This is a genomic window from Pseudoalteromonas sp. MB41 (assembly GCF_020966275.1).
Lineage (GTDB): Bacteria > Pseudomonadota > Gammaproteobacteria > Enterobacterales > Alteromonadaceae > Pseudoalteromonas > Pseudoalteromonas lipolytica.
In genome coordinates, this window is record NZ_JAJJZF010000014.1 from 62,246 (window position 1) to 87,710 (window position 25,465).

The 25,465-nt window shown below is 42.5% G+C and carries 27 protein-coding genes; 7 read left to right on the forward strand and 20 right to left on the reverse strand.

Features of this window, described 5'->3' with window-relative positions; genetic code table 11:
* Positions 1 to 108: 108 nt before the first annotated feature.
* The 10 genes from LPA49_RS13985 to LPA49_RS14030 all read right to left on the reverse strand — a co-directional run bounded on the left by LPA49_RS13985 (position 109) and on the right by LPA49_RS14030 (position 9,623).
* Complete coding sequence (locus tag LPA49_RS13985; RefSeq protein WP_065979414.1) at positions 109 to 2,436, reverse strand: methyl-accepting chemotaxis protein; 2,328 nt, start codon at positions 2,434 to 2,436, stop codon at positions 109 to 111.
* 29 nt (positions 2,437 to 2,465) lie between these two features.
* The gene (locus LPA49_RS13990) at positions 2,466 to 2,951 is read right to left on the reverse strand and encodes a chemotaxis protein CheW (protein ID WP_065979415.1); all 486 of its coding nucleotides are present in this window, start codon (positions 2,949 to 2,951) and stop codon (positions 2,466 to 2,468) included.
* Complete coding sequence (locus LPA49_RS13995) at positions 2,948 to 5,026, reverse strand: chemotaxis protein CheA (protein WP_118844726.1); 2,079 nt, start codon at positions 5,024 to 5,026, stop codon at positions 2,948 to 2,950. Before LPA49_RS13995 ends, LPA49_RS13990 begins: the two co-directional genes overlap by 4 nt.
* Positions 5,027 to 5,041: 15 nt before the next feature.
* Positions 5,042 to 5,404 (reverse strand): response regulator, encoded by a 363-nt coding sequence (locus tag LPA49_RS14000; RefSeq protein ID WP_036973415.1) that lies wholly within the window; start codon positions 5,402 to 5,404, stop codon positions 5,042 to 5,044.
* Positions 5,405 to 5,413: 9 nt separating this feature from the next.
* Positions 5,414 to 5,686: a lipid asymmetry maintenance protein MlaB gene (locus LPA49_RS14005; RefSeq protein WP_036973417.1), complete on the reverse strand. Its 273-nt coding sequence runs from the start codon at positions 5,684 to 5,686 to the stop codon at positions 5,414 to 5,416.
* Positions 5,687 to 5,858: 172 nt separating this feature from the next.
* Complete coding sequence (locus LPA49_RS14010; protein ID WP_118844727.1) at positions 5,859 to 6,473, reverse strand: SCO family protein; 615 nt, start codon at positions 6,471 to 6,473, stop codon at positions 5,859 to 5,861.
* On the reverse strand, positions 6,470 to 7,378 hold the full coding sequence (cyoE, locus tag LPA49_RS14015) for a heme o synthase (protein WP_074989193.1): 909 nt from the start codon (positions 7,376 to 7,378) through the stop codon (positions 6,470 to 6,472). The genes LPA49_RS14010 and cyoE overlap by 4 nt, the downstream gene beginning before the upstream one ends.
* Before the next feature lie 9 nt (positions 7,379 to 7,387).
* Positions 7,388 to 8,377, reverse strand: a complete 990-nt coding sequence (locus tag LPA49_RS14020) for a heme A synthase (protein WP_074989192.1) — start codon at positions 8,375 to 8,377, stop codon at positions 7,388 to 7,390.
* A 21-nt stretch (positions 8,378 to 8,398) separates the two neighbouring features.
* Positions 8,399 to 8,893 (reverse strand): hypothetical protein, encoded by a 495-nt coding sequence (locus LPA49_RS14025; protein ID WP_036973422.1) that lies wholly within the window; start codon positions 8,891 to 8,893, stop codon positions 8,399 to 8,401.
* Complete coding sequence (locus LPA49_RS14030) at positions 8,883 to 9,623, reverse strand: SURF1 family protein (RefSeq protein ID WP_180311214.1); 741 nt, start codon at positions 9,621 to 9,623, stop codon at positions 8,883 to 8,885. The genes LPA49_RS14025 and LPA49_RS14030 overlap by 11 nt, the downstream gene beginning before the upstream one ends.
* A gap of 14 nt (positions 9,624 to 9,637) precedes the next feature.
* Here LPA49_RS14030 and LPA49_RS14035 point away from each other — a divergent pair, with 14 nt between their 5' ends.
* Positions 9,638 to 9,949: a DUF2909 domain-containing protein gene (locus LPA49_RS14035; RefSeq protein WP_075594307.1), complete on the forward strand. Its 312-nt coding sequence runs from the start codon at positions 9,638 to 9,640 to the stop codon at positions 9,947 to 9,949.
* On the opposite strand, the gene LPA49_RS14040 is transcribed toward LPA49_RS14035, so the two are convergent.
* The 5 genes from LPA49_RS14040 to lexA form a co-directional block, all read right to left on the reverse strand.
* Positions 9,849 to 10,724: a cytochrome c oxidase subunit 3 gene (locus LPA49_RS14040; RefSeq protein ID WP_036973425.1), complete on the reverse strand. Its 876-nt coding sequence runs from the start codon at positions 10,722 to 10,724 to the stop codon at positions 9,849 to 9,851. The genes LPA49_RS14035 and LPA49_RS14040 overlap by 101 nt on opposite strands.
* A gap of 35 nt (positions 10,725 to 10,759) precedes the next feature.
* Positions 10,760 to 11,290: a cytochrome c oxidase assembly protein gene (locus LPA49_RS14045; RefSeq protein ID WP_036973427.1), complete on the reverse strand. Its 531-nt coding sequence runs from the start codon at positions 11,288 to 11,290 to the stop codon at positions 10,760 to 10,762.
* The gene (gene ctaD, locus LPA49_RS14050) at positions 11,290 to 12,885 is read right to left on the reverse strand and encodes a cytochrome c oxidase subunit I (protein ID WP_036973428.1); all 1,596 of its coding nucleotides are present in this window, start codon (positions 12,883 to 12,885) and stop codon (positions 11,290 to 11,292) included. Before ctaD ends, LPA49_RS14045 begins: the two co-directional genes overlap by 1 nt.
* A complete protein-coding gene (gene coxB / locus LPA49_RS14055) occupies positions 12,885 to 14,027 on the reverse strand; it encodes a cytochrome c oxidase subunit II (protein ID WP_036973429.1) in 1,143 nt (380 codons plus the stop codon). The genes ctaD and coxB overlap by 1 nt, the downstream gene beginning before the upstream one ends.
* Positions 14,028 to 14,570: 543 nt before the next feature.
* Positions 14,571 to 15,188: a transcriptional repressor LexA gene (gene lexA, locus LPA49_RS14060; protein ID WP_036973430.1), complete on the reverse strand. Its 618-nt coding sequence runs from the start codon at positions 15,186 to 15,188 to the stop codon at positions 14,571 to 14,573.
* 173 nt (positions 15,189 to 15,361) lie between these two features.
* Here lexA and LPA49_RS14065 point away from each other — a divergent pair, with 173 nt between their 5' ends.
* Complete coding sequence (locus LPA49_RS14065; RefSeq protein WP_036973431.1) at positions 15,362 to 15,799, forward strand: PaaI family thioesterase; 438 nt, start codon at positions 15,362 to 15,364, stop codon at positions 15,797 to 15,799.
* 3 nt (positions 15,800 to 15,802) lie between these two features.
* On the opposite strand, the gene LPA49_RS14070 is transcribed toward LPA49_RS14065, so the two are convergent.
* The gene (locus tag LPA49_RS14070; RefSeq protein WP_074989190.1) at positions 15,803 to 16,183 is read right to left on the reverse strand and encodes a hypothetical protein; all 381 of its coding nucleotides are present in this window, start codon (positions 16,181 to 16,183) and stop codon (positions 15,803 to 15,805) included.
* 147 nt (positions 16,184 to 16,330) lie between these two features.
* Here LPA49_RS14070 and LPA49_RS14075 point away from each other — a divergent pair, with 147 nt between their 5' ends.
* On the forward strand, positions 16,331 to 17,056 hold the full coding sequence (locus LPA49_RS14075) for a hypothetical protein (RefSeq protein WP_065979421.1): 726 nt from the start codon (positions 16,331 to 16,333) through the stop codon (positions 17,054 to 17,056).
* Here the strand turns inward: LPA49_RS14075 and LPA49_RS14080 are convergent.
* Positions 17,031 to 17,384 carry a VOC family protein gene (locus LPA49_RS14080; protein ID WP_230236852.1) on the reverse strand — a complete coding sequence of 118 codons (354 nt, stop codon included), beginning with the start codon at positions 17,382 to 17,384 and terminating at the stop codon, positions 17,031 to 17,033. The genes LPA49_RS14075 and LPA49_RS14080 overlap by 26 nt on opposite strands.
* A 120-nt stretch (positions 17,385 to 17,504) precedes the next feature.
* On the opposite strand from LPA49_RS14080, the gene LPA49_RS14085 reads away from it, so the two are divergent.
* From LPA49_RS14085 to LPA49_RS14095, 3 genes are all read left to right on the forward strand, one after another.
* On the forward strand, positions 17,505 to 18,158 hold the full coding sequence (locus LPA49_RS14085; protein WP_143104581.1) for an endonuclease: 654 nt from the start codon (positions 17,505 to 17,507) through the stop codon (positions 18,156 to 18,158).
* Between the two features lie 98 nt (positions 18,159 to 18,256).
* Positions 18,257 to 19,891: a S41 family peptidase gene (locus LPA49_RS14090; RefSeq protein ID WP_065979423.1), complete on the forward strand. Its 1,635-nt coding sequence runs from the start codon at positions 18,257 to 18,259 to the stop codon at positions 19,889 to 19,891.
* Positions 19,884 to 20,258, forward strand: coding sequence for a hypothetical protein (locus tag LPA49_RS14095; RefSeq protein ID WP_036973440.1), 375 nt, complete (start codon positions 19,884 to 19,886; stop codon positions 20,256 to 20,258). The genes LPA49_RS14090 and LPA49_RS14095 overlap by 8 nt, the downstream gene beginning before the upstream one ends.
* Positions 20,259 to 20,365: 107 nt before the next feature.
* On the opposite strand, the gene hmpA is transcribed toward LPA49_RS14095, so the two are convergent.
* Positions 20,366 to 21,529 carry an NO-inducible flavohemoprotein gene (hmpA, locus tag LPA49_RS14100; RefSeq protein WP_036973442.1) on the reverse strand — a complete coding sequence of 388 codons (1,164 nt, stop codon included), beginning with the start codon at positions 21,527 to 21,529 and terminating at the stop codon, positions 20,366 to 20,368.
* Between the two features lie 22 nt (positions 21,530 to 21,551).
* Complete coding sequence (locus tag LPA49_RS14105) at positions 21,552 to 22,784, reverse strand: NnrS family protein (RefSeq protein ID WP_074989185.1); 1,233 nt, start codon at positions 22,782 to 22,784, stop codon at positions 21,552 to 21,554.
* A gap of 158 nt (positions 22,785 to 22,942) precedes the next feature.
* On the opposite strand from LPA49_RS14105, the gene norR reads away from it, so the two are divergent.
* Complete coding sequence (gene norR, locus LPA49_RS14110) at positions 22,943 to 24,505, forward strand: nitric oxide reductase transcriptional regulator NorR (protein WP_230236855.1); 1,563 nt, start codon at positions 22,943 to 22,945, stop codon at positions 24,503 to 24,505.
* On the opposite strand, the gene LPA49_RS14115 is transcribed toward norR, so the two are convergent.
* A complete protein-coding gene (locus LPA49_RS14115; protein WP_036973449.1) occupies positions 24,502 to 25,395 on the reverse strand; it encodes a LysR family transcriptional regulator in 894 nt (297 codons plus the stop codon). The two genes, norR and LPA49_RS14115, sit on opposite strands and share 4 nt — an antisense overlap.
* Positions 25,396 to 25,465: the final 70 nt, after the last annotated feature.

Below are 25,465 nucleotides of genomic sequence, written 5' to 3' on the forward strand. Positions count from 1 at the left end.
GCGGTTACTCATGATCCCCTTACTTTGGTCACCTTGCCGTGTCTTTTTGCTCAATAAGCTTTGTTAGTTCACACCATTGACATTCACTATGGTGAAACGGCAAGCGTATTAAAACTCTTCCCACTCATCGCCTGGGTCAACAAAGTTATTTCCTTTGGGAGCTGAGCGCCCAGACGGGCTCGATTGTTTAATCGGTGACGCTGTCACTCTGCTTGTGATGTCTGTTTCCTCTTGATTCGATAGCGAGAAGAAGTTAAGCAAGCGGCGCATATCATTGGCTTGTTCTGCCATTGATTCACCTGCTGCAGATGCCTGCTCAACAAGCGCCGCATTTTGCTGTGTCATTTCATCCATTTGTGCAATGGCTTTATTTACTTGCTCAATACCTGAGCTTTGCTCTTCCGATGCCTGCGCAATATCCGAAATCATGGCCGTTACGCGTTGTACCGCTGTGACAATTTCTTGTAACGTTGAACCTGATTCATTCACCAATAATGTGCCATCTTCAACTTTGCCGACACTGTCGCGAATAAGCTCTTTAATTTCTTTTGCCGCAGCAGCTGAGCGCTGTGCAAGATTACGCACTTCACCCGCAACAACCGCAAAGCCACGCCCTTGTTCACCAGCACGTGCAGCCTCTACCGCGGCATTTAATGCAAGTAGATTAGTTTGGAAGGCAATTTCATCAATTACACTGATGATATCTGCTATCTTCTTACTCGATTCATTAATAGCCGACATACTCGTTACGGCACGGTTGACAACCTCGCCTCCTTTTTGTGCCTTGCTACGAGTCTCTTCGGCAAGCTCGTTAACCTCTTTTGCATTATCGGCATTTTGACGAACTGTACTGGTCATCTCTTCCATACTTGATGCTGTTTCTTCAAGCGAAGATGCCTGCTCTTCAGTACGTTGACTTAAGTCTGCATTGCCTTGCGAGATTTCTTCTGCACCACTGGCCACCAATGTCGCTGATGTATTTATGCGGTTAATAACCTCCGTTAACTTATCAGCCGTGGCATTCGCATCGCGTTTTAATTTATCAAATGAACCTTGGTACTCTTGTTCAATACGCTTAGATAAATCACCATTAGCCATAGCATCAAGCATATTAGCAGTGTCTTTTACGGCATCATCTACAATACCCACTAAGCTATTTAGGCCCTGTGCTAAACGTAAGAAGAAGCCTGTTTTACCCGCAATTTCAACTCGTGCCTCTAAATCACCTTTACCTGCAGCGGTTACCAGACCAGCGATTTCTTTCTCGATAGCAACTTCTGCGGTTCTATCTTCCCACTCAACAACCGTTCCAATTCGTTCGTTTTCAGGGGTAAAAATAGGGTTAGCTACCAAACCAAAAGTACGTCCACCTACTTGAATCTCAGTGCTGTAGGTATCACTCAGTTTTGATAATAAATTACGTTGATGTGCAGGGTTTTTATGGAACACATCAATATTCTGACCGAGTAAATTACTGCTGTTAAAGTTAGGCAGGTCTTTTCGAAGATCGCTCTCTGCCACTTTCATCATATTGAGCACCGCTTCGTTCATATAGATGATGTCGTTATTCGCATCGGCAATCATGGTGTTAGTGCCTACGCGGTCAAGCGCGCGACGTACCCGTAGATTCTCTTCAGCTTCACGCTTTTCGGCTTCTGCTTTATTGACACTGTCAGTGATATCTTGCCATTCAACAATTGTCCCTAAACGCTTACCCGACGAATTAACCCAAGGGGTTGCAATCAAGCTAAAAATAAGACCCGCTAAGCGCAGTGTCGTTTTATAGGGTTCAGATAAATTCTTTAGTAATTCACGTTGATGTGAAGGATGCTTATGAAAATCATCAACACAGGTGCCAATTAAATTTTCAACAGAAAAGCTAGGCAGCACTGTTTTCAATGCGGCTTCACGTGCTTTGAGCATTTGCTTCACTTGCTCATTTACAAACACTATTTCTAAATCATTGTTAGCCATCATCACATTTGCTTGGCATACACGCAGTGCATTTGACAGGTCAGCATCACGTTTAGATTGTTTTTCAAGCTCCTTCTGTGCAGTGATATCGCTGGCGAATTTAATCACTTTGACTACGCTACCATTGCTATCAATAATTGGGTTATAGGTTGCTTGGATCCAAATTTCTTTGCCGTTTTTACCGAACCGTTTAAATTCATCCGAAATAAATTCACCGCTGCGCAAGCGCTGCCAAAACTGTTGGTATTCGGGACTTTGTGCATCTTCTTCTGCAATAAACATTGAATGATGTTGACCCTGAACTTCTTCTAGCCGATAGCCCATGGCATTTAAAAAATTTGCATTGGCAGTAATGATCGACCCAGACGGTTGAAACTCAATCACTGCAAGCGATTTATTTAATGCTGCAACAACCAAATCATTATTTGACTCAACATTTTTAGGACTGCTAAACCATCCCATACCCTTCACCTTCTTGTTAATCTACCCAATTAAATGTCCATTGTTTTTTGTAGGTCGAGTAACGCGACCATTTTTTCACCCACATTTACTAACCCCGCAACGTACTGTGCGTTATCTGAGTCAGATAGATGTGGCACTGCTTTTGCCTCATGCTCAGCAATGCTATAGACATCCGAAACAGCATCAACAACGATGCCCATAATTTTACTTGCGTTCTCTAACTCTACTTTCAGTACAATCACCACTGTGAGTGGCCCATACTCAATAGCCGGAATACCAAATCGCAACCGCAAATCAACAATAGGCACTATCGTGCCACGTAAGTTGATCACCCCCTTGACGAAATCGGGTGAGTTTGGAATAACCGTTATTTCTTCCCAACTGCGTATTTCTTGCACAGTTAAAATATCTACACCGTACTCTTCTTCAGCCATAAAGAAGGTTAGAAACTGTTTAACATCTTGGTCTTGCTCAATATTCAGCTTATTATGTAGGTCATCGTGTGCTGCAATCATGACGCCTCCAAGTTAGCTTTTGACTCTATTATTAGCTCTTGACTGCCGGGCTTTCTAAGCCCTGATAACTTAATTAAGCCACTAATATCAACAATCAGTGAAACGCGGCCATCCCCTAAGATTGTTGCCCCTGAGACGCCATCGACCTTTTGATAATTCGCCTCTAAGCTCTTAATAACAACCTGTTGCTGGGATAATAAGTCATCAACCAATAAACCAATTTTTTGGTTATCACTTTCCACCACCACCAGTAAGGTTTTATCCAGTGTTTCAATCGCACCTTGATGATTAAAAATACTGTATAGACGTAAAATCGGGATGTATTCATCGCGTAGCCGCAACACATCCAAATCTTTTCCAACTCGACTGACCTTCGTGATATCGATTTGCAACGATTCAATAATCGAAATAAGTGGAATAATGTAGGTATGCTCAGCCACACGAACAAGTTGACCATCTAATATAGCCAGCGTGAGTGGTAAGCGAATGGTGAACGTTGAACCAACACCTGGGGCAGACGACACTTCAACGGAACCACTCAAGGCTTCAATATTTCGTCTAACCACATCCATACCAACACCGCGACCCGACAAGTCGCTCACTTGGTCAGCCGTTGAAAAGCCGGGTAAGAAAATTAGTTCGTTAACTTCATTATCAGATAGATCGTCTGCTTCTGATATCAAGCCATTTTTAATGGCTTTTTCGCGTATTTTGGTGGTATTGAGGCCTTGTCCGTCATCCATAATTTCAATGACAATATTACCACCTTGATGAAAGGCATTAAGCGTCACGGTACCAACCGGATTTTTACCGGCAGCAACACGTTTATCGACCGTTTCAAGGCCATGATCAAGCGAGTTTCTAACCAAATGCACCATCGGGTCAGAAATCTTCTCCATCACCGTTTTATCTAACTCAGTTTGCTCACCAAGTAGTTTCAGTTCGACTTGTTTGTCTAGTTTTTGCGAAATATCGCGGACTAAACGAGGAAAACGACTGAACACAAAACTAATAGGCAACATTCTGATACGCATAACACTTTCTTGTAAATCGCGGGTGTTATGTGCAAGTTGAGCAAGCCCCTCTTGCAACGATGCAATCGTGGCTTCAGTAATTTCTTGCTCACCTAATTGAGTCAGCATAGCTTGCGTAATGACTAACTCACCAACCATGTTGATTAAGGAGTCAACTTTATCAATACCAACACGGATTGAGGTGGATTCGGTGTTGGTTGTTGTTGATTTTACAGCAGGGACTTTCTTTACTTCGGCATCGGGCTTGGTGGCTGCTTTTTCATTTTTGTTGTCAGTCTCGACCTGCGTTGATGGCGCCGCGCTCACAGCGACTTCATCACCAAATAAACCGCCGCATAAGGTAATCGTAATATCGGCGTCATCCTCAACCCATTCGAAAATTTCTTCGATACAACTCTGGTCTTTTTCTGTGGTTAAGAAAAAACGCCACGACAAAAAGCAATCTTCGGGGGCGAGGTCGGTAACATCAGGAACAGCATCTTGAAACGCTTGAGTTTCTAAGTCACCTAACTCAGCTAATTCACTGATCATATACAGCGGTTCATTGCCGGTTTTAAATAGGTGATGATGTGGTTTAAAATCGATTTGGAAAGTATTAATACTGTTTTCGCTGAGTGGCTCCTGCACAGGCTCTGCCACTTTACTTGCCGCACGCATACCGAGTATTTCTTCGAATTTGATTCGCAGTTCATCCGCTTCGGTTAAGTCGGGTTGCTGTTCTGCTTGCAATGCTCTAAGTAAAGCTCGTAAACAATCCACTGATTTTAGTAATAAGTTTACATGTTCGGCCGTTAAATCTCGTGAACCTTCCCGAATTTGGTCTAACAGCGTTTCTAAAACATGGGTAAAATCAGCAACAGAATTAAAGCCAAATGTACCACTGCCCCCTTTAATAGAATGCGCGGCGCGAAAAATAGTGTTGATTGTTTCTGAGTCTTCTTCGCCCGGAACTAAGTTTAATAACTCAGCCTCCATAGCATCCAGTCCTTCAAAGCTTTCTTCGAAAAACACTTCATAAAATTGGCTTAGATCTATACTCATGCCCCGCTCCTATTGTTAGCGAATCACTTTTTTTAAAACCGCTAACAATTGCTCAGGATTAAATGGTTTAACAATCCATCCCGTTGCCCCCGCTGCTTTTCCTTCGGATTTTTTATCAAGGCCAGACTCGGTCGTTAGCATCAATAAAGGGGTAAATTTATAGTTTGGTAAACTACGTAATTCACGTATGAGCGTAATACCATCCATCACTGGCATATTCACATCGGATATAACGGCATCGAAACCTTGCTGTTTAGCTATGTTCAACGCCTCACTGCCATCTTTTGCTTCCGTGACTTCAAAGCCTGCTTTTTTTAGCGTAAAACCTACCATTTGTCGCATAGATGCAGAGTCATCAACAGCTAAAATTCTTTTCATAAAAACCTCTTAATTGGTATTCTCAAGTACAAGATAATGACTTAAGCCCAAACTATTTATTGCCTCTTGCAACGGCTTGCTTTCGCCTACCCAAATAATTTTGTGTTGGACTGAAAGCAAATGCTTTTGTAATGAACATAACAGCTGAATTGAGGCCGTATCGGCACGAGTCACCTCACTAATATCAAGGCAAATATCATCGTTTGCTGACAACTCTTGCAACAAATCTTGATGTAGTGATTCGACTTGAGTGATGGCTAATTCAGTAGGAAGCTTCAACATTACTGGCACTTTCCCTGCTTAAAACAATTCATAACAAAAGCTTAGACCGAGTTATTAAAATTGCCATTAATTGAATTAAAAAATTGTAAAATTTTTTAGTAGCTTACATGTTGAAATCAAAAAAGGGAGCAATCGCTCCCTCGAAAATAATCACACTTGTCTATACAGATACTTAGTGATAATAATCTGCAATTTTTTTAAACTCTTCTGTTAACGTACTGGCGTTAATAAGCGGAACATTGCCCTGTTTAAACTCGGGCTTGAAAATTGCGCGTACCGCGCCATCGGGGTCAACCATCACGACTGACGCACTGTGATCAACAGCATATTCTTGCTCATCACTGTCATTAATCGCGTAAATGAGCCCTAAATCTCTAACAAAGGGAAAGAGCTGTTTATGAGGGCCTGATACGGCTAAAAAATCAGGGTTAAAATAATCAATATAGGCTTTGCGTTTTGCGGTGGTATCTCGTTTTGGATCAACCGCTACAAACCACACTTGTACCGTGTAATCTTGGCTCAGCTGCTGTTGCACACTGGTCAATTTAGCCAACGTCATTGGGCAAATATCAGGGCAACTTGTGTAACCTAAAAAGACTAAATTCCAATGACCTTTGAAGCGACTATTATCGGCGGCGTCGCCATGCTGATCAATCAATGTAAATGACTTAACAGGCTTGGCTTGCTGATACACCAGCGCATCCACATCGGGAGGTGATTTTTCGGGGCTACAGCCCGTTAAAAAAAACACCACTCCCAAACAAAGTGCCACTAAAAAACGCGTCATAAAAGCAACCATTTATCAATAAATAAGGCGATAAAGAGTAGCATTAAATGCACAATTGAAAAACGAAATAAGTCCATCGCGGTATCATCTTTCCCACCCAGTTTTAGCTTTAATGCTTTATAAACGAAAATGGCATTTAACGCACTTGCCGCCATTAAGTATATGCCCCCTGACATACCAATTAAATAAGGTAATACACACACCAATGCCAGTAAAACAGAGTAAGCAACCACACATGTTTTGCAAAATTCGATACCATGGGTAACGGGTAACATCGGAATTTTTGCTCGCTCATAGTCACTTTTACGCGCAATCGCTAACGCCCAGAAGTGAGGCGGAGTCCAGGTAAAAATAATCATAACAAGTAGCCAAGGCGCTGCCGCCATATGACCCGTTTCAGACACCCACCCTAATAAGGGTGGCATAGCACCGGCCAGCCCCCCTATAACAATATTTTGCGGTGTGGCACGCTTTAAGAAAGAAGTGTAGATAAATGCATAACCCACTAACGCAAAAAGTGTCAGTATCGCCGTTAAGGTGTTTGCCCAAATGATCAACATCATAAAGCCTGCAGTACCAATAGCAGCTGCAAAACTTAAAGCATGTTGCTTGCTCAAACGCCCCTTAGCGACAGGACGGTGGCGAGTGCGCGCCATCTTGCTATCAATTTCACTATCAACAACATGATTAATCACCGCAGCAGCGGCTGAAAGTAAACCTATACCCAACAAGCTTGCCAATTGAACAAAAAGACCTCGCCCCATATCAGGAGCAAGTGCTAAACCGACCCATGCGGTGAGAACAAGCATCGCAACGACTTTAAATTTGCTAATCGCAAGATAGTCTTTTAACAACGCATGACCATGAGAAAATATTGATTTTTCAGTATGTAATGTTAAGGCCATTATCGCCTCCTAAGTTCTTGCTTTTAAGTGGAAACATAGTCTAACCATTGTTAATAACAACATGGCTGCCATTAAGTTATGAGCAAGCGCTACGCTTAAAGGGAAATGCCAATGAACAACCGCAAGGCCTAAACAGATTTGACACAGTAAGGCTATTAATACGGTGACCGTGCAATGCTTTATTTTTCGAGAATAAGAGTGCGAATAGATACGCCACATAATGAGTGCCAATACAACACAGGTAACAAGGGCCCAAATACGGTGTAATAAGTGAATAGACATACGTGCCTGCTGCGATAAAACACCATATTCATAAGTACTGTGTTCAAGTGGCAGTTGAAAAACGCTCTTTAACGAGAAAGGTTGAGCATAACTGCACAATGGCAACCCATTGCAGTGCGGTGCCGCATAATTAGCCGCAAGCCACCCTCCTAAGGCAATCTGAAGTATCAGGACGACTAAGCCAATCAAGGCTAATCGGTAATACGGCCGAGCTCCCGTATCCCCACCCACAATGGGTTTTGTGGTTAGCCTCAAGTACAACAAGAACACTAAAGACAAAATACTGAATCCCCCAAGCAAATGCCCCATCACCACTAATGGTTGTAAGTTCATGGTAACGGTCCACATACCTAGCGCGGCTTGAAATACCACTAACAAAAGGAGCAGTAACGTTAACTTAACTGGGGTAGTTGGGTATTGGCGTTTTAACCAAGCCAAAACAAACAAAGCCAAAATAAATAACCCAAGCGCACCGGCAAAATAACGATGGATCATTTCTTTCCACGCTTTTGCCGCTTCAAACATCATATCTGGGTAGTTTTGTTCAACATGTAGTAATGCTGTTTCGTGCTTTGGCACCGTTAAAAACCCATAGCAACCGGGCCAGTCCGGGCAGCCTAAACCTGCATCACTGAGCCGTGTATAAGCCCCCAGTCCAACGACTAACACCGACATAAAACACGTAATTAAGACTAAATATTTATAATTTTTATACATCTTTTGCATCCTTACTGAGCTTTAACTTGAACGCGCATAATTAAGTAGTTTTTTTAGATCTTTCAGTAACCCTTTTTGAATTAATCTGTTTTGTTCTGGCTCATCAGTGTAAGGATAGTGCAGTACCACCAAGCCCATATGATCGACCAAATATAAATCTCCCGCTTTAAGCGCTGAGTTTTCATCTAATTGTCGCCAACTAGTGGCTATATCTTGCTGATTTGTAAGAACGGCAACATCAACCTTTTGCTGATTCTTACCCAAGGCAATATGAAGGTTGTCTAAGCTGGCTAACTGGGCTTCACAAACCGAGTGACAGCTTTTTGGGTAGTTAAGCGCAATCGTCCATGGTTTCGGATCGCCCTGCTGCCAATTTGCAAGCTTTACTTCTGTTTCTAACAGCTCCCCGTAATTACTTGAACCGCTGGGCAGCCAATCAAGTTTCAATGCTGTATACGCTAACGCCAGTGGCACAAAGCAACATAAAGCAAATAAACTAAGTGGATTAACTTTCATTACGCCTCCTTTTCATCGCAAAATAAGCTATAACAACACAGGCCGCACCAATGAGCAGCCACTGCACAGCGTAGGCATAATGCTTGTCTGGCCCCATCACTACACTTTCGTAATGAGGAGTCGCTATGTCATCAGCTGCAAGGCGGTAGGCTAAAAACGGTTGCAGAGGTTGCGCTAGTTGACGACTAAAAATGTCTAAATCAATTGCTTGAATACGCTTAGGCCAGCCAGCTTCAGCGCCAATTTCATCTGCTAGCGTAAAGCCTTGCAGCTGACCTTGTTTGAGTTGCACTGTGGTAGATATGTGTGAAGGTTGAGGCCAATTTACGGTGGGGAGTTGACTACGATCAACCGGTGCCTTCAACCAGCCGAAATTAACAATGACAGGCGCTATATCATCATTAATTTTTACAGCAGCAAGTAGGTCGTATCCTACTTGTCCTTGGTAAATCTGATTATCTAACAGCCAATAACGCTGCGTATTGATGAGCCCATTCAAAGTCAGCTTTAAACCTGTTTTATCAACCTGATTAGGTAATAATTGAAATGCCTGCCAGTCCATTACACCTTGCTGTTCTGACTGCTCAAGCTGGCTTAATTGCTGTTGTTTTTGCTCACCACGTTGATACTGCCATACACTCAGCCGTAAACACACCAGCACAGCAAGTGACACAACGCAAATTGCAATAATTGAGCTAAGCTTTTGTTTACGCCTTAAAATCAACTGCATCTAGGAAACCTAAAATGATAAAAATCATCATTACACTGTTATTGTTATATATCGTGTTTAATCTGTTTCGGGCACTATTTGTGATGATGTCTACTAAGCAACACTCGCGACCGATGTCTCACTATTTAGGTCGACGAGTGTTTTTCTCTGCCATGGTACTGATCATCATTATTGCAGCATTAAAACTGGGCTTTATTCACACTAACCCATCGCCAATTCATAACGCTACAGCACGTACACAAATACAAATAAACACAACCACACCACGTCAACAAAGTGCCAGTACCAAGCCGCAGCTTGAAAGGCAAAATGCTTTTCACTGGTAAAGTGACCTTTAAAAATTCGCAGCAGTACCACAAATAAAATAATTGTCCCTAAGGTCACATGCATGCCGTGAAAGCCGGTCAGCAAAAAGAAGGTATTGCCATACACTCCCGCATCAAGGGTTAGACCCAAGTCTTGGTATGCATGCATATACTCATAAACTTGCAGAGCCAAAAACACCACACCAAGCAACACAGTGAGTGATAAGAACGTTTTGAGTGCCCCCCGCTTATTGTTTTCTATGGCAACATGCGCAAAGTGGATAGTGACCGATGAAGTTAATAGAATAAGGGTATTAATCAGCGGTAAGCCTTGCCAACCCATTGCTTGTGTTGTCTCTCCCGCAGGGGTTGTCAACAATGGCCATACGGCCTCAAATGAAGGCCAAAGTACCTCGTTGGTCATGGCATTATTCCCCGCACCACCTAACCAAGGTACCGAGATCATGCGGGCGTAAAATAATGCCCCAAAGAACGCCATAAAAAACATCACTTCAGAAAAAATAAACCAACTCATACCTTGTCTGAATGAGCGATCCATTTGTGCTGAATATAACCCTTTGTGCGACTCTTCAATCACGTTTTTAAACCAACTAAAAACCATATATATGAGGATCGCAATACCAAGATATAAGACGAACTGACCACTGTTTCCTTCGCCGTTTACTTGCATTACAGTGAGGCCTGCGCCTACTGCAATTAAAAACATTGCGACAGCCCCAACAATTGGCCAAGGACTCTCGGCTGGCACATAATATTTTTCGTAATTTTGATTCATTTTGTTTGCTCCTAATTAGCAATTAGCTTGGCGGCTTAATCGTTCTTGGCCACAACTTGCCCGCTAATATCAAACACGGTGTACGACAATGTTAGCTCTTCCACGTCATCGGGTAGTTCAGTATCAACATAAAACAGTAAAGTGAATTCCACTTCTTCTCCTGCTTTTAACGGCTGTTGATCAAAACAAAAACAAGCAATTTTATGTAGATATTTTGCTGCTTTACCGGGTGAAACACTTGGGATAGCTTGCATTACCTTGTCAGTATTACTGGTATTTTTAGCACTAAACTTAACTTCTCGCATGGCGCCTGGCTGCACAGCGACGCTGTACTGCTCAGACTCCACTTTGAATGGGGCGCCACTTTGCGCATGAGTTGTAAAACTCACATCAACCTGACGTTCAGTATTTACATGCTCACTGACTTTGGCTTGTTCAAGTGAGGGTTTACCATTGAGGCCCGTAACATCACAAAACACGTCATAAAGTGGCACCAATGCGAAGGCAAATGCAAACATAGCTAAACATGCTAACAACAGCTTTTTAAGCAAAGGTGCGTGATTCATTACTTAATCTCCGGTGGCGTCTCAAAGGTGTGATACGGTGCTGGTGAGTCAACTTCCCACTCCAATCCTTCAGCGCCATCCCATACTTTAGCGGGGGCTTTTTCGCCGCCTCTGGCACACTTAAAGACCACTAAAACAAACAGCAGTTGCGATAAACCAAACGCAAACCCACCGATACTGATGATGGCATTGAAATCAGCAAATTGAAGTGCGTAATCTGGAATACGGCGGGGCATACCTGCAAGCCCCACAAAGTGCATTGGGAAAAACAGCACGTTAACGCTAACAAGCGATAACCAAAAGTGCCATTTAGCCAAGGTCTCGTTATACATATTGCCCGTCCACTTCGGCAGCCAATAATAGGCCCCAGCCATAATGGAGAACACAGCACCTGTAACTAATACATAATGGAAGTGGGCAACCACAAAGTAGGTGTCATGATACTGAAAATCGGCCGGTGTAATAGCAAGCATAAGCCCCGAAAAACCACCCAACGTAAATAACACAATAAAGGCGATTGCAAACATCATGGGTATTTCAAAGCTAATAGAGCCTCGCCACATTGTTGCCACCCAGTTAAACACTTTTACCCCAGTTGGCACCGAAATCAGCATCGTCGCGTACATAAAGAACAATTCGCCAGCAACCGGCATACCTGTCGTAAACATGTGGTGTGCCCAAACAATAAAGCTTAAGAGTGCTATTGATGAGGTTGCATACACCATGGACGCATAGCCGAATAATTTTTTGCGCGAAAAGGTCGGCACAATCGTTGAGATAATACCGAACGCAGGTAAGATCATAATGTAGACTTCAGGGTGACCAAAGAACCAGAAAATATGCTGGAACATCACCGGATCTCCGCCACCAGCAGCATCAAAAAAACTGGTCGCAAAGTACTTATCGGTCAATACCATTGTCACGGCACCTGCCAGCACGGGCATAACAGCAATCAGTAAGAAAGCCGTGATCAGCCACGTCCATACAAATAGAGGCAGTTTCATCCATGTCATACCCGGCGCTCTAAGGTTTACAATTGTCACAATGACATTGATAGCGCCCATAATTGAGCTAATACCCATAATATGCACTGCAAACACAAACAGCGCGGTATTGTCGTTACTGTAAGTCGTTGAAAGCGGTGCATAGAACGTCCAACCAAAAGCGGGACCACCACCGGGCATAAGCAGCGATGCCAATAAAATAAGGAAGGCAAAAGGTAAAATCCAAAAGCTCCAGTTGTTCATTCGTGGTAAGGCCATATCTGGCGCACCTATCATCATAGGTACCATCCAGTTTGCAAGCCCTGTAAAGGCGGGCATCACAGCCCCAAATACCATGATCAACCCATGTACTGTGGTCATTTGGTTAAAAAAGTGAGGATCAACCAATTGTAAACCTGGTTGGAATAATTCAGCACGGATCACCATAGCCATGGCGCCGCCAATTAAAAACATCGTCAATGAGAAGATCAGGTACAAACTACCGATGTCTTTATGGTTGGTTGTATATAACCAACGCTTGAAACCTTTCGCTGGATGATGGTGGTCGTGATGCGCATGCTCAGTGGCTTGCTCATTAATAACGTTACTCATTAGTTCGCCTCCGCTGCTGCATCAATTGCTGCTTGAATCTGACTCGGTTGAATGACATCACCGGTATTGTTACCCCACGCATTGCGTTTATAAGTGATGACTGCTGCAAGTTGTTTTATTGAAAGCTGTTTATCAAACGCTTGCATCGCTGTACCAGGCTTACCATGTAAAACAATATCAATATGATCGTTCACATCGCCCAACACGATTGGGCTGCCTTTTAAGGCTGGAAATACACCAGGCAATCCCATGCCAGTGGGCTGATGGCAGGCTGCGCAGCTGGCCATATAGACTTGCTCGCCTAAAACAACTAATTCATCTTTCGAAAGAGTTTGATCAAGTAATGCGGCATCTGCAGCAGCGGCTTGTTCTTTCGCTTGTTTTGCGTCTGCAAGCCAAGTCGCAAACTCATCTTCTGGCAATGCCTCAACAACCACCGGCATAAAACCATGGTCTTTGCCACATAACTCTGCGCATTGGCCGCGGTACATACCGGGCTCATTAATGCGTGTCCATGCTTCATTAATAAAGCCGGGATTGGCATCTTTTTTCACGGCAAAATCAGGAACCCACCAAGAATGTATTACATCATCAGAGGTCATTAAAAAACGTACTTTTTTGTTGATTGGTAACACCAGAGGTTTGTCGACTTCGAGTAGGTAGTGCTCTGTTTTTTCGGCTTGATTATCTATTTGATCTTTCGGTGTCGCTAAAATCGAATAGAAAGCAATATCTTCTCCCATGTATTCATAGTGCCACTTCCACTGCGACCCTGTTACTTTGATTGTAATATCTGCTTTTGAAGCATCTTCCATGGCAATAAGCGTTTTGGTGGCAGGGATCGCCATAGCGATTAAGATCACAAATGGAATTGCAGTCCAAAGTATCTCGACCTTCGTGCTTTCATGGAATTGGGCAGGCTTTGCCCCTTTAGACTTACGATGATGTATCAAAGCCCAAAACATCACCGCAAATACGATGATGCCAATCACACAACAGATAATAAATATCGTCATATGTAATTCATAAACATTATTACTTATATCAGTGACACCTTTACGCATATTGAATTGGCTATTTGCCAAAGCAAGTTGCGGAAGTGCTACCAATATAAGCCACAAGGTGTAACGCAGTTTACCCATGTGACAGCTCCTTTTAATGCTATTGCAAGACGCAAAGCGAAAAGGCGTTACAGCTGGTGCCCATTCGTTTTTTTTATTGTTTAAATACCCAAACCAATCGATGGTTGATGTGTCATCTGCAAACAGCTTGGGTCTGTGTATCATCACGACGCAGTGAACGACACACTCATTGTTTAACCCCCTTACACATTTGTTGTGTGTCTTTTTCGTAAATAGGTGTTAATACAATGTACTTAACCAATTAGTTAAAAAATGAGCAATAAGCAAGTTTTTGTGGTAATAAATGTTTATTTTGGTGCAAAAATAACAACTATAATCAGCGCGTTAATTAATACTTAAGGCAAGTATAAAAACTTAAAAAGAAAGGAAAACTGCGCCGTATAAGGCTTTATGTAGAAAGTAAGGGTGAACAAATCTTAGGTAAACGGTCAAAAACAAACAACGCACCAAATTGAATCAATTTGGTGCGTTGTTTCAAAAAAGTTTAGCAAAGCAGATAAAGTAATTACTCTGCTTGTAACGATTAACGCGTAATATAAAAAGCTACATCCAATCAGCGTTGCGAATAACCCCAACCGCTAAGCCTTCAATATTAAATGACTCATGCTCTAAGTCCACTTCAATCGGGGCAAATTCTTCATTTTCAGCATGCAAAAATACTTTACGTCCTGCTTTTTCTAAGCGCTTTACAGTCACATCGTCATCGACACGTGCCACAACAACTTGGCCATTTTCTGCAACTTGCGTTTTGTGTACTGCCAGTAAGTCACCATCCATGATGCCAATGTCTTTCATACTCATGCCGTTAACTCGCAATAAGAAGTCTGCAGCGGGTTTAAACAATGCAGGGTCAACCTGACAATGGCTTTCTACATGCTCTTGCGCCAAAATAGGTTCACCCGCGGCAACACGCCCAATCAGTGGTAAGCCAAGCTGTTCTGGCTCGTCTTCTTCGACTAATTGAATGCCTCGGCTTGCTCCAGGCTTCATTTTAATCATGCCTTTTTTTGCCAGTGCTTTTAGATGCTCTTCAGCGGCATTGGCACTTTTAAATCCCAATGTTTGCGCTATTTCAGCACGCGTAGGTGGCATACCAGTGTCTTTAATAAATACTTTAATAAGTTCTAAAATTTGCGATTGGCGTTTTGTTAATGGGCGCATACAACTGGTTTTCCATACAGTACATTTAACTGTGAGTATATACAGTTATCTGAAAATCGCAAATTTAAATTCCCCTTCCTCTCATGATAAAAAACAAGCATTGAACGGTGGGGATAGATACCATATTGTATACCGATATTTCACTTAAGAAGTTAGTTTGCGAAGGAAACACAATGAGCATTTGGTATCAACCATTCACCCTCGAATTATGTAAAGAACTCGAACAGGGTATTACTGGGCAAGGCACATTAATGAAAACAATGGGCATTGAAATAACCGAAATCGGCGACGATTATTTAGTGGCCACTATGCCCGCTATTCCAGAGCATCATAACCCTATGGGGATGGTCCATGGTGGTGCTAATGTTGTTTTAGCAGAGACTGTAGCAAGTTATGCAGCCAATTTTGTGGTCGACTTCACCGCATATTATGCTGTTGGCCAAGAAATAAATGCCAATCACATTAAAGCCTCTCGAAAAGGCCTCTTAACAGCCACGGCAAAGCCACTGCACTTAGGTAAGCGAACATCTGTATGGGAAATTAAAATAACGAATGCGGCAGGTGAACTATGCTGCGTATCACGAATGACCGCAGCGGTAGTCAAGCGTTAGTGATTAACGCTCAACAGGATAAATAGTAATTTCGAGCCCTGCGCCAATCGCTGAAATACGTAATAAGGTGTCTGCGTGCAGGGCTTGATTAAAACATTTAGGTGAGTCACCCGACTCAAACCCAATATCGAAAGTACGCTTTGAGCAAGACAACCATTGCTTTAATGCATTGCGTGAGCACGACTCTATAAGTTCACATAATTGGTTGATAGCTTTATCTGGTGTGCCGATATCAGCCGCGGCTTCAATACGTGCTAATTGACGGTATTCATCTTGGTCGTAATGTAAAACCATGGCGTTTTTCTTTAAATCAGCTACCAGCGCACTAATATCGTGTTTTGATTCAAGTTCCAGATCTACATTTAAAAATTGAATTTCCGACATACTCTCGTTTTTACCCTCTATTGATATCTCTGAAACTTTAACTCAGTTTTGTACATAAACCAAATTTAGAATACAGTAAATGCTGCAAGAGCGTTGAGTCGCTCTGTCTATACCGCTGCCCAATAAAAAAATAATAAGAGGTAATCAATGAATAAGCGCGTATTTAAATATGCCCGTAAAGGGCATAAGTGGCTGGGTTACTTACTCGCCATACAACTCTTTTTTTGGTTATTAGGGGGCTTAGTAATGAGCTCAATACCCCTTCAAAAAGTACATGGTAAACATTTAGCCAATCGTAGCTTAGATAATCCATTTACCTTGCATGATTACCCCGCTTCTCTTGACCAAATAACCAAACAATTTCAGCAAATTGATAGCATTCAATACCGTCATTTTTTAACCACTCCCATCATCGAAGTGACGACTAATAAAGGCGTGTTTAACTTTGACGGTCAATCAGGTCGTGCTATGAGCACACCAACTAAAACTGAAATTATTGCCAATGCCAATGCACACTTACTCATCAAGGCGGATGTCGCGGGTGCGCAGTTACTAGAAAAAGGAGCGAGAGAAGTCGGTCACCGCTCCAATGTGTGGCAAGTGAGCTATAACGATTGGTTAAATACAACCGTTTATTTAGAAGGCGACTCCGGTAAAGTCATTACTGTTCGTAGCACTTTGTGGCGCATTTTTGACTTTTTCTGGATGCTGCATATCATGGATTATGATGAACGAGAAAATTTCAACAACCCATTACTAATTAGCTTTGCCGCAAGTAGCGTATTATTTTGTATTACGGGCATTATTTTATTACTACAAAATGTCCGTATCAGACGCCGTAAACCGATTACACGTGCTGATCAATCAAAATAGGGTTACCATCAGGGTCGGTGACAATAAAACTGGCATCACCGACCTTTTGTACCGCCAGCCCCTGTTGTTTAAAGTGCGCCTCTAGTTCATCATAAGCACTAAACTCACTTAAAGGTCTCGCACTTTGGTCCCAGCCGGGGTTAAAAGTCAGCATGGTTTTATCAAACATCCCCTGAAACAAACCTATTAAATGTTCACCGTTTTTCATAATCAACCAATTATGCTCTATCTCACCCGCAAACGGAGTAAACCCCAACTTCTCGTAAAATAGCTTTGAAGCATGGATATCTTGTACATTTAAACTTACAGAAAACGCACCTAACCGCATTGTTCAACTCCCATAGACTGTATTTATTAATGACTATAGTTTACTTTTGGCGCGTGCTCTTTTTCTTTTCAGCTCTGCGTTTTACAATAGTGTTTCCAGTAGTTCACTTATGTGATGGATATGCGTTTACTTTTATCAGCAACTTTATGCCTGTTGTTATGCTTTACGGCGTCTGCGGAACAGTTTTCAAACTTTTCTAGCGCCAAAAAATACCTTATTAAAACCTTACCCGAAAATGCTAAAAGCTTATATTGCGGGTGTGATATTAAACGCCAAGGAAAAAAACTGGTGCCCGACCCGAGCGTCTGCGGGTACATACCACGTAACGAAATCACTCGCTCTGGTAAAGAAAATGCACGCGCGAAACGAATTGAATGGGAACATATAGTCCCTGCGTGGGAGTTTGGGCACCAATTACAATGTTGGCAAAATGGCGGGCGTAAAAACTGCCGAAAAGTCAGTGAAAAGTTTCGTAAAATGGAGGCTGACATCCATAATCTAGCCCCTGCAATTGGTGAAATAAATGCCGACCGCTCAAATTTCCGCTATGGAATGGTTACAACCAGCAGCGCCAACTACGGCGCATGCCCTGTGAAAATAGATTTTAAACAGCGCGTATTCGAACCACCACTTTATGCAAGAAAACGTATAGCAGACACCTATTTTTATATGCAAAAAACCTATGACTTAAAAATATCAGATAAGCAACGCACCTTGTTTGAGTCATGGCAAAAACTCGAGATAGCCGAAATAAGCAATAGAAAAGCACTGTAAAATTTGTACACCTGTTTACAAAACTACAACCGTACTCTATTGCCTTGCCTCTTTCTTGTTGATACTTTTTAAACAATTATTTACAGGAAAGTAAACAAATGTTTAAAAATAACAAACTCGCAGTAGCAATCTTTTTTGCAGTGTCAGGCCTCTCTTTATCTGGCTGTGGTGGCGGAGGTTCATCAACGCCAACCAACCCAGATACAAGCACGCCTACACCACCCCCAACAAATTCTGGACCAACATGGACTGCGGGTACTTTTGCCTCATCGAGTGAATTTAAAGACCAATGTGCAATACCACGCACGGGCACTGATCCTTACAACAATAACCAACCATACCCAGATAAAGCAGGCTCTGAATTTACAGAGAAAATGTGGTTACGCTCTTGGAGCAATGAAACTTACCTTTGGTACGATGAAATTGAAGATAATAACCCAGATAACTTTAATTCAGTGGCCGCTTATTTTGCACAGTTAAAAACGTTCCAAAAAACAGACTCAGGTGCTAACAAAGATAACTTCCACTTTAGCGAACCGACCGAAGATTACTTTAAAGAAGCGCAATCAGGTGTCGTATCTGGCTACGGAATTAACTGGGCATTTATTAAGAATACTCCTCCGCGTGAGTTGCGCGTTGCTTATCTAGAAGATGATTCGCCAGCCGCTAAAGCAGGTTTACAGCGCGGCGATACTATTCTATCGGTTGACAATGTAAGCATTGATAGCAATACCGCAGCAGGCGTCGATACATTAAACGAAGTACTTTTTAGTCCAACAGCTGGCGAATCTCACAACTTTAAGTTGCGCAGCAATGATGGCACTGAAAAGTCGATTAATATCGTCGCCGGAAATATCACCCAAACGCCGGTGCAAAACGTTGGCACCATCACTACCGAAAACGGTTTCAAAGTTGGCTACATGCAATTTAATAGCCATATTAGTATTGCTCAGCAAGGACTTATTGATGCGGTCAATCAGTTTAAAGCCGACAATATTGATGAACTCGTAATCGACTTTAGATATAACCGTGGCGGCTTGTTAGCGCTGTCATCGCAGCTTGCTTATATGGTCGCAGGCCCTGCTAATACTCAAGGTTACTATTACTATCAAACCATTAAAAACGACAAACAACCTGTTGAAAACCCATTTCCGTTCGTTGATATTGAAGTGGACTACTCAACTTTTGAGGTAACTAATAATACCCTGCCAGATCTTAACTTAGCAAAAGTCTATGTACTGAGCACTGAAAGTACTTGTTCTGCCTCAGAAGCTTTTATAAATGGCTTAAAAGGCATTGATGCTGAAGTTATTTTAATTGGTGGTAAAACCTGTGGTAAACCCTATGGCTTTACCCCAACGCATAACTGCGCCACGACGTATTACACCATTCAGTTTACCGGTGCCAACTTTAAAGGTTTTGGTGAATACGCCGATGGCTTAAACCCAACACCAACACCACAATTTGCAGCTGATGTGAAAGGATGTGTCGTTGCTGATGACTTTGATCACTCTTTAGGCGACCAACAAGAAGGACTCCTCGCGGCCGCTCTTTATCATATTGAAAATGATAGCTGTCCTGTTGTGGCGCAAGCATCAGCAACTAAACAGCTAAACTTTGCATCACAAGCAGAACAAGAGACTGGGTTATCGCTTTCACCAAATCGTCCTATTTACAGAGAAAACATGGATTTAACTCGTCCAGTTTCAGCGAAAGGAAAGAGCAATGAGTAAAAAACATGTGCTGGCTGTCGCTATGTTAACAAGCTTAGTGGCGTGTAAAAGTACCCAAGCCGAACAACCACAAAATGCCACACTAACGCGAGTCAACCCAGGTGTCATCACTCAGTTGCAACAAGCGATTCAGTCAGCCAAAGGTGGTAGCTTAGTAACGCTCGCTGATGATGTGTTTACAAAAAGCGCAGAACTATTGATTGATCACGGCACCAGTAAAGGTCCAGATGGTATGCCAATTATGGGGGCACATAGCATTCCATCTGAAAAGTTCATATTGCAAAAAGCCGCTGATCAATGCGTACTTTACTACCCTAAAAAAGAGTTGCGTATTCCACTGCCCAATGTGGAATGCGAAGTCAAATAGCAAAAAAGGCGCAGTATGTTACTGCGCCTTTCATTTTCTAGTGCTTCTGATGAATAGCGTTGCTATCCATGCAATTGTCAATAATTAACCCTTGTCAGATATCGCTATTATAGGCTTTGATGAGGACCAAACACTTCGTAATGAATACGCTCGGCTGCCACACCTAAATTAACAAGTTGCTGTTTAATCAAAGCCATAAAAGCAATGGGTCCACAGATATAAAACGCGCCATCGCTAAGCGGTAACTTTTCAGCCAGTAAAGCAACATCCATCAAACCAGTAAAATCGGCTCCGGCTCCTTCTTTAAACCATGTAAAACAACTCAGCCCTTGGTGTGTATTAACTTCTGACAGCAAATAATCTTTAAATGCATATTGCGCAGCGTTATCACAGGCATGTAAATAATGGATAGGCTGACTAGGTTGCTTGTCAAGTAAGCTTTGCAGCATGGCCAACAAGGGTGTTTGACCAACCCCTGCAGAAATGAATACCACAGGGCTGTTACTTTCACGTAAAACAAAATCACCCGCGGGTGGGTAGACCTCTATGTGCTCGCCCTCATCTAAACTATGTAAATAATTAGAAACCAGTCCTTCTCGCTTCACACTGATCCGATAGTTTTCACCGTTACTTTTTTGTGAGATAGAGTACTGGCGAATTTGAGTATTCTCAGTCTTTTTAGAGTGGACTTTTATACCTAAGTATTGACCAGGTAAGTGCGACACAACGGGCTTTCCATCACAAGGAGTGAGGGTAAAGCTGGTAATAGAATCTGACTCAACGTGTTTTTTAGTGATCGTAAACAAACGAGTACCAAACCAGCCCCCTTTAGCTTGTTTAGTTTTTTGATATAGCGCCATTTCTTCTGTAATGCATACATCGGCAAGCAATGCATATGCTTCACGCCACGCATATTCAACCTCAGGGGTAAATTGCTCTGGCAATAACTCTTTTAAGGTCGCAATTAAATGCCCACCAACAATCGAGTAGTGTTCTGGCAAAATATGGTAACTCGTGTGTTTATGGTTAATACGCGCTAACGCACTTTTTAAGACCTCAAGATTATCAATATTTGCAGCATAAGCAGCTAACGCATTGAATAATGCAAATTGCTGATGCCCTGATTTTTGATGGGTCATATTAAAAATATTTTTTAGCTCAGGATTATAACTAAACATACGATCATAAAAGTACTCAGTAACTTGCGGACCTGCTTCTGCAAGCAAAGGCAGTGTACTTTTTACAACCTGGATCGTTTTTTCAGATAACATATTTTTTCCTATTCAAGAGTAGTTAACCTGGACGGCCATCAACACGACGTTTAAGTAAAATGGGCGCACAATGAAATAAAAATAAAATAAAACCCAGCACCCATAGCAATGCACTTAATTGCCACGCAAGGTGATGGTTTAAAATAGCGGGGAGCAGAGCACGGACAATGGCAGCTCCTGCAATAAGCATAAAGGCGACATTCACGAGTACAGGCACCTGTAAAGGACGACTTGTATGGCCATGCGATACACGCACCATCATGGCAAGAATCATTAAGCCAATCGTGCCAACAGTGACAAGATGCAACGCATCTTTAAAGAGTATGAGTGGGCTGTAAAAGCTAACAGCGATTAACGCTAAACCTATTGCCAGTGCCCAATAAGCAAAATGCAGAGACCACAATAAAGGCACTTTTAATACACCTGCATGCCACCACAAAATACTGCGATAAAAATGCAAGGTAGCTAGCCATGCGAATACCCAGCCAACACTCAATGTGTTAAAAAATAACTGGCTTAAGAAATACCAAGCAATGGCAAATAACGAACTGAATAGCAGTAGCTTATCAAGCTTAGGGCTGCGCACTTGTTCAGTAATATTAAGACCGCGTGCGGTAAAAAAAGGCACAACACGCCCCGCAACAACCCCCACCAATAACACCATGAGTAAAACGGCGGTATCAACAATACTTAGCGCAAAGGAAAACTTTTGCAAAACGACCAAACTGAGGAAAATCATATTGCACGCGCATAGCATGGCGGTAATAAAAATGAACAAATAATTATGACGGCTTTTAGCCTGTAAGAGCATATCAGTCAAAATAGCAATACCAGCCAACCACCACACAAGCTGAAATCCCCCTACCAAGTAAAGGTTAAGTTGACTAATACCATTTACGTCAACAAAGAAACTGCCGCGTGCGATAACCCAAGTCACACTAAGTAAACACAATTTAATACCGCTAACACTTGGCACACCTGTCCACGTTTGCGCTGCGGTCAGTAAGAATCCCATAGCAACGACCCCTGCAAACCCAAATAGCATTTCATGGGCATGCCACAGCGTAGCAGGCATTGTTAACTGCCAACTTGCATAGCCACTCAGAATTAGCAGCCAGTAGCTCATAGATAAAACAGCCAAAATACCAGCCCCTAAAAAGAAAGGTCTAAATGCTAATCCCCATACTGGCCATTTACTTAGCTGATAAACATGGATTTTTTTTGGCATTGGCTCTGTTAAATTAATGACTTTCATTGCAACCCTTATTTGCCTGAATTAGTCAGCTTATTGCACAGTTCACGCCAAAAATAAAAACCATTAATTTTCAATCAATTAAAAACAAATCATTGCCTTATGTGTCATAATGACTCACCATTATAAAAGACAAAAGAACACATTTAGGTCAATTTGACATGACAAGCCAAAAAAGCATCCTCGATATTGCATTGGCACTTGCCCACGTAAATCCAAACAAAAACGACTTTAGCGATCTACTAAGCTGTATAAGTGAATGGATACACTGTGATGCCGTTGCCCTACTTATTAAGCAGGGCGAAACGTTAAAACCCGTCGCCCAGCGCGGCTTGTCTCAAGACACTCTTGGCAGACGCTTTGAGATAAACGAGCACCCTCGTTTATTTGAAATTTGCAGAAGCACCCAACCGCTCAAGTTTGCTAAAGAGTGTGAGCTTCCTGACCCTTATGATGGTTTATTACAAAGTCGTGAGGGGGATTTTCCTGTACATGCATGCATGGGGCTGCCCCTTTACAGTCAACAGCAAGATTCACAATTACTGGCTGTTTTAACCTTTGATAGCCTCAACGAATATGCTTTTGATGATGTCCCCCATACTCAGCTCACACAGCTTATGCAATTAGTCGCAGCACATGTTGAAACCCTCCTTACAGTGCAACATTACCAGCAACATGCACAGCACAATCACCAACTAGCTCAGCAACTTAATCTTGAGGCTTTAACCCGAGAAGGTGTTGAAATAATTGGTAATAGCCACTGTATGCAAATACTAAAAAATGATATTCAATTAGTGGCTGCATCGGAGTTTAGCGTACTGATACAAGGCGATACTGGAGTCGGGAAAGAGCTTGTTGCACGTAATATTCATCTCAATTCGAAGCGACGAGAACAACCCTTAATCCACCTTAATTGTGCTTCGTTACCTGAGAATCTGGCAGAAAGTGAATTTTTTGGGCACAGCAAAGGCGCATTTACTGGCGCCCATTCAACTCGCCAAGGTAAATTTCAACTCGCTGATGGCGGAACACTTTTTCTTGATGAAATTGGTGAATTACCCTTAGCAATGCAAAGTAAGTTGTTGCGCGTACTGCAAAGTGGCGAAGTGCAAACCGTGGGTGAAGATCAAAGTCGTTACGTTGATGTACGCGTTATTGCAGCAACAAATCGCGATTTAAAACAAGAAGTTGCTGAAGGACGTTTTCGCGCAGATCTTTATCATAGGCTGCGCGTTTACCCACTTAACGTACCCGCACTAAAAGAGCGCGAAAATGATGTGATTCTTTTGGCTGGCTTTTTTGTTGAGCAAACTGCGCGCAAACTTGCTATAAAACAGCTAAAACTGAGTATCGATACGCAAATATTGCTACGCCAATATGATTGGCCTGGTAATGTGAGAGAGCTTGAACACGTGATAAGTAGAGCTGCTTTGAAAGCCAAACAACAACAATGGCAACAGAAAATCATCACCATTGAACCACAGCACTGTGATATAGAAAAACGTGCTACAAACACGCACACAACGACTCAGCTTATCAATACCAATACATCCTCGCTGTCATTAAAAGAAGCTACCGATGCGTTTAGTTATCAGATGATTATGCAGCAACTAGAACAGCACAACTTAAACTGGGCAGCCACTGCCCGCACGCTTAAAGTCGACAGGGCCAACCTTGTGAGGCTGGCCAAACGTTTGGGTATTAACGTAAAAAAGTCGCTCTAGTTTTTTAATTTTTTAAAATAGGCTTTTAGTAGCTGGCTAAACGCCTGTACTTTCGCGGTGCGGTGCACCAAGTGATGTGTTACCAACCAGAGGTCGGTCGGCCAAACGAGTTCTTTTGCAAGCACAGGCACTAAATCTGGGTATTGATCTGCGACCTCATGCTGTAAACCACCAATGCCCAGCCCCCTAACAATAGCACGCGTTGCTTCTGATGTTTCTGATACTCTAAGCTTGATTTGTGCGGGTGCTATGTGCTCATCAACCCAAGCAAAATAAGGCACTTTAGCGTTGTAACCAGCTACACCCGACACAAAACTATGCTGCTCTAACTGCTGTAAGGTTTTCGGCAAACCATATTTTTCAATGTAGCTTTTTGACGCATAAAACCCGGACGATAACTCAGCCAAATGCTGAGCAATATAATCTCCTTCATCAGGGCGAGGGCCTGCACGTACAGCAATATGAGCTTGACCATGGTCAAGACGTAATCGGTTTTGGTCAAGGATCACTTCAAGCCGTACTTGCGGGTGTAGGCTCTGAAACTGTTCGCATACTTCACTTAATACATCAATGAAACCACTGACCGTTGTCAGTAATAAACTGCCACGCAGTTGACTGTCGGCAGCAATAATATCGTTGTGTAGCTTTTCGAGCTCTGCATTAATCGCTTTCGCTGTCGCAAAGAGCTTTGCACCTATTTCTGTCACGGTGTAACCACGCGCATGGCGATGAAATAAGCGTGCATCAAGATTCTCTTCTAAGTTATTAACCCTTCTGAGTACCGTGCTGTGATGAACACCCAAAGATTCTGCCGCGGCAGTTAATGTACCTAGTCGTGCGACTTCATAAGCAACTTTTACATCTTGCCAATCATCAAATTGAATTGCCATAGCGCCCTCTTGTGTGCGTATATGCACATAAGTTTTGCGTTTATTTGGCTTTTCTGCAAGCTGTTTTTTG

Coding starts and splice junctions, on each gene's coding strand:
- LPA49_RS13985 (WP_065979414.1), bottom strand. CDS start 2,436: ATGGGATGGTTTAGCAGTCCTAAAAATGTTGAGTCAAATAATGATTTG.
- LPA49_RS13990 (WP_065979415.1), bottom strand. CDS start 2,951: ATGATTGCAGCACACGATGACCTACATAATAAGCTGAATATTGAGCAA.
- LPA49_RS13995 (WP_118844726.1), bottom strand. CDS start 5,026: ATGAGTATAGATCTAAGCCAATTTTATGAAGTGTTTTTCGAAGAAAGC.
- LPA49_RS14000 (WP_036973415.1), bottom strand. CDS start 5,404: ATGAAAAGAATTTTAGCTGTTGATGACTCTGCATCTATGCGACAAATG.
- LPA49_RS14005 (WP_036973417.1), bottom strand. CDS start 5,686: ATGTTGAAGCTTCCTACTGAATTAGCCATCACTCAAGTCGAATCACTA.
- LPA49_RS14010 (WP_118844727.1), bottom strand. CDS start 6,473: ATGACGCGTTTTTTAGTGGCACTTTGTTTGGGAGTGGTGTTTTTTTTA.
- cyoE (WP_074989193.1), bottom strand. CDS start 7,378: ATGGCCTTAACATTACATACTGAAAAATCAATATTTTCTCATGGTCAT.
- LPA49_RS14020 (WP_074989192.1), bottom strand. CDS start 8,377: ATGTATAAAAATTATAAATATTTAGTCTTAATTACGTGTTTTATGTCG.
- LPA49_RS14025 (WP_036973422.1), bottom strand. CDS start 8,893: ATGAAAGTTAATCCACTTAGTTTATTTGCTTTATGTTGCTTTGTGCCA.
- LPA49_RS14030 (WP_180311214.1), bottom strand. CDS start 9,623: ATGCAGTTGATTTTAAGGCGTAAACAAAAGCTTAGCTCAATTATTGCA.
- LPA49_RS14035 (WP_075594307.1), top strand. CDS start 9,638: ATGATAAAAATCATCATTACACTGTTATTGTTATATATCGTGTTTAAT.
- LPA49_RS14040 (WP_036973425.1), bottom strand. CDS start 10,724: ATGAATCAAAATTACGAAAAATATTATGTGCCAGCCGAGAGTCCTTGG.
- LPA49_RS14045 (WP_036973427.1), bottom strand. CDS start 11,290: ATGAATCACGCACCTTTGCTTAAAAAGCTGTTGTTAGCATGTTTAGCT.
- ctaD (WP_036973428.1), bottom strand. CDS start 12,885: ATGAGTAACGTTATTAATGAGCAAGCCACTGAGCATGCGCATCACGAC.
- coxB (WP_036973429.1), bottom strand. CDS start 14,027: ATGGGTAAACTGCGTTACACCTTGTGGCTTATATTGGTAGCACTTCCG.
- lexA (WP_036973430.1), bottom strand. CDS start 15,188: ATGCGCCCATTAACAAAACGCCAATCGCAAATTTTAGAACTTATTAAA.
- LPA49_RS14065 (WP_036973431.1), top strand. CDS start 15,362: ATGAGCATTTGGTATCAACCATTCACCCTCGAATTATGTAAAGAACTC.
- LPA49_RS14070 (WP_074989190.1), bottom strand. CDS start 16,183: ATGTCGGAAATTCAATTTTTAAATGTAGATCTGGAACTTGAATCAAAA.
- LPA49_RS14075 (WP_065979421.1), top strand. CDS start 16,331: ATGAATAAGCGCGTATTTAAATATGCCCGTAAAGGGCATAAGTGGCTG.
- LPA49_RS14080 (WP_230236852.1), bottom strand. CDS start 17,384: ATGCGGTTAGGTGCGTTTTCTGTAAGTTTAAATGTACAAGATATCCAT.
- LPA49_RS14085 (WP_143104581.1), top strand. CDS start 17,505: ATGCGTTTACTTTTATCAGCAACTTTATGCCTGTTGTTATGCTTTACG.
- LPA49_RS14090 (WP_065979423.1), top strand. CDS start 18,257: ATGTTTAAAAATAACAAACTCGCAGTAGCAATCTTTTTTGCAGTGTCA.
- LPA49_RS14095 (WP_036973440.1), top strand. CDS start 19,884: ATGAGTAAAAAACATGTGCTGGCTGTCGCTATGTTAACAAGCTTAGTG.
- hmpA (WP_036973442.1), bottom strand. CDS start 21,529: ATGTTATCTGAAAAAACGATCCAGGTTGTAAAAAGTACACTGCCTTTG.
- LPA49_RS14105 (WP_074989185.1), bottom strand. CDS start 22,784: ATGAAAGTCATTAATTTAACAGAGCCAATGCCAAAAAAAATCCATGTT.
- norR (WP_230236855.1), top strand. CDS start 22,943: ATGACAAGCCAAAAAAGCATCCTCGATATTGCATTGGCACTTGCCCAC.
- LPA49_RS14115 (WP_036973449.1), bottom strand. CDS start 25,395: ATGGCAATTCAATTTGATGATTGGCAAGATGTAAAAGTTGCTTATGAA.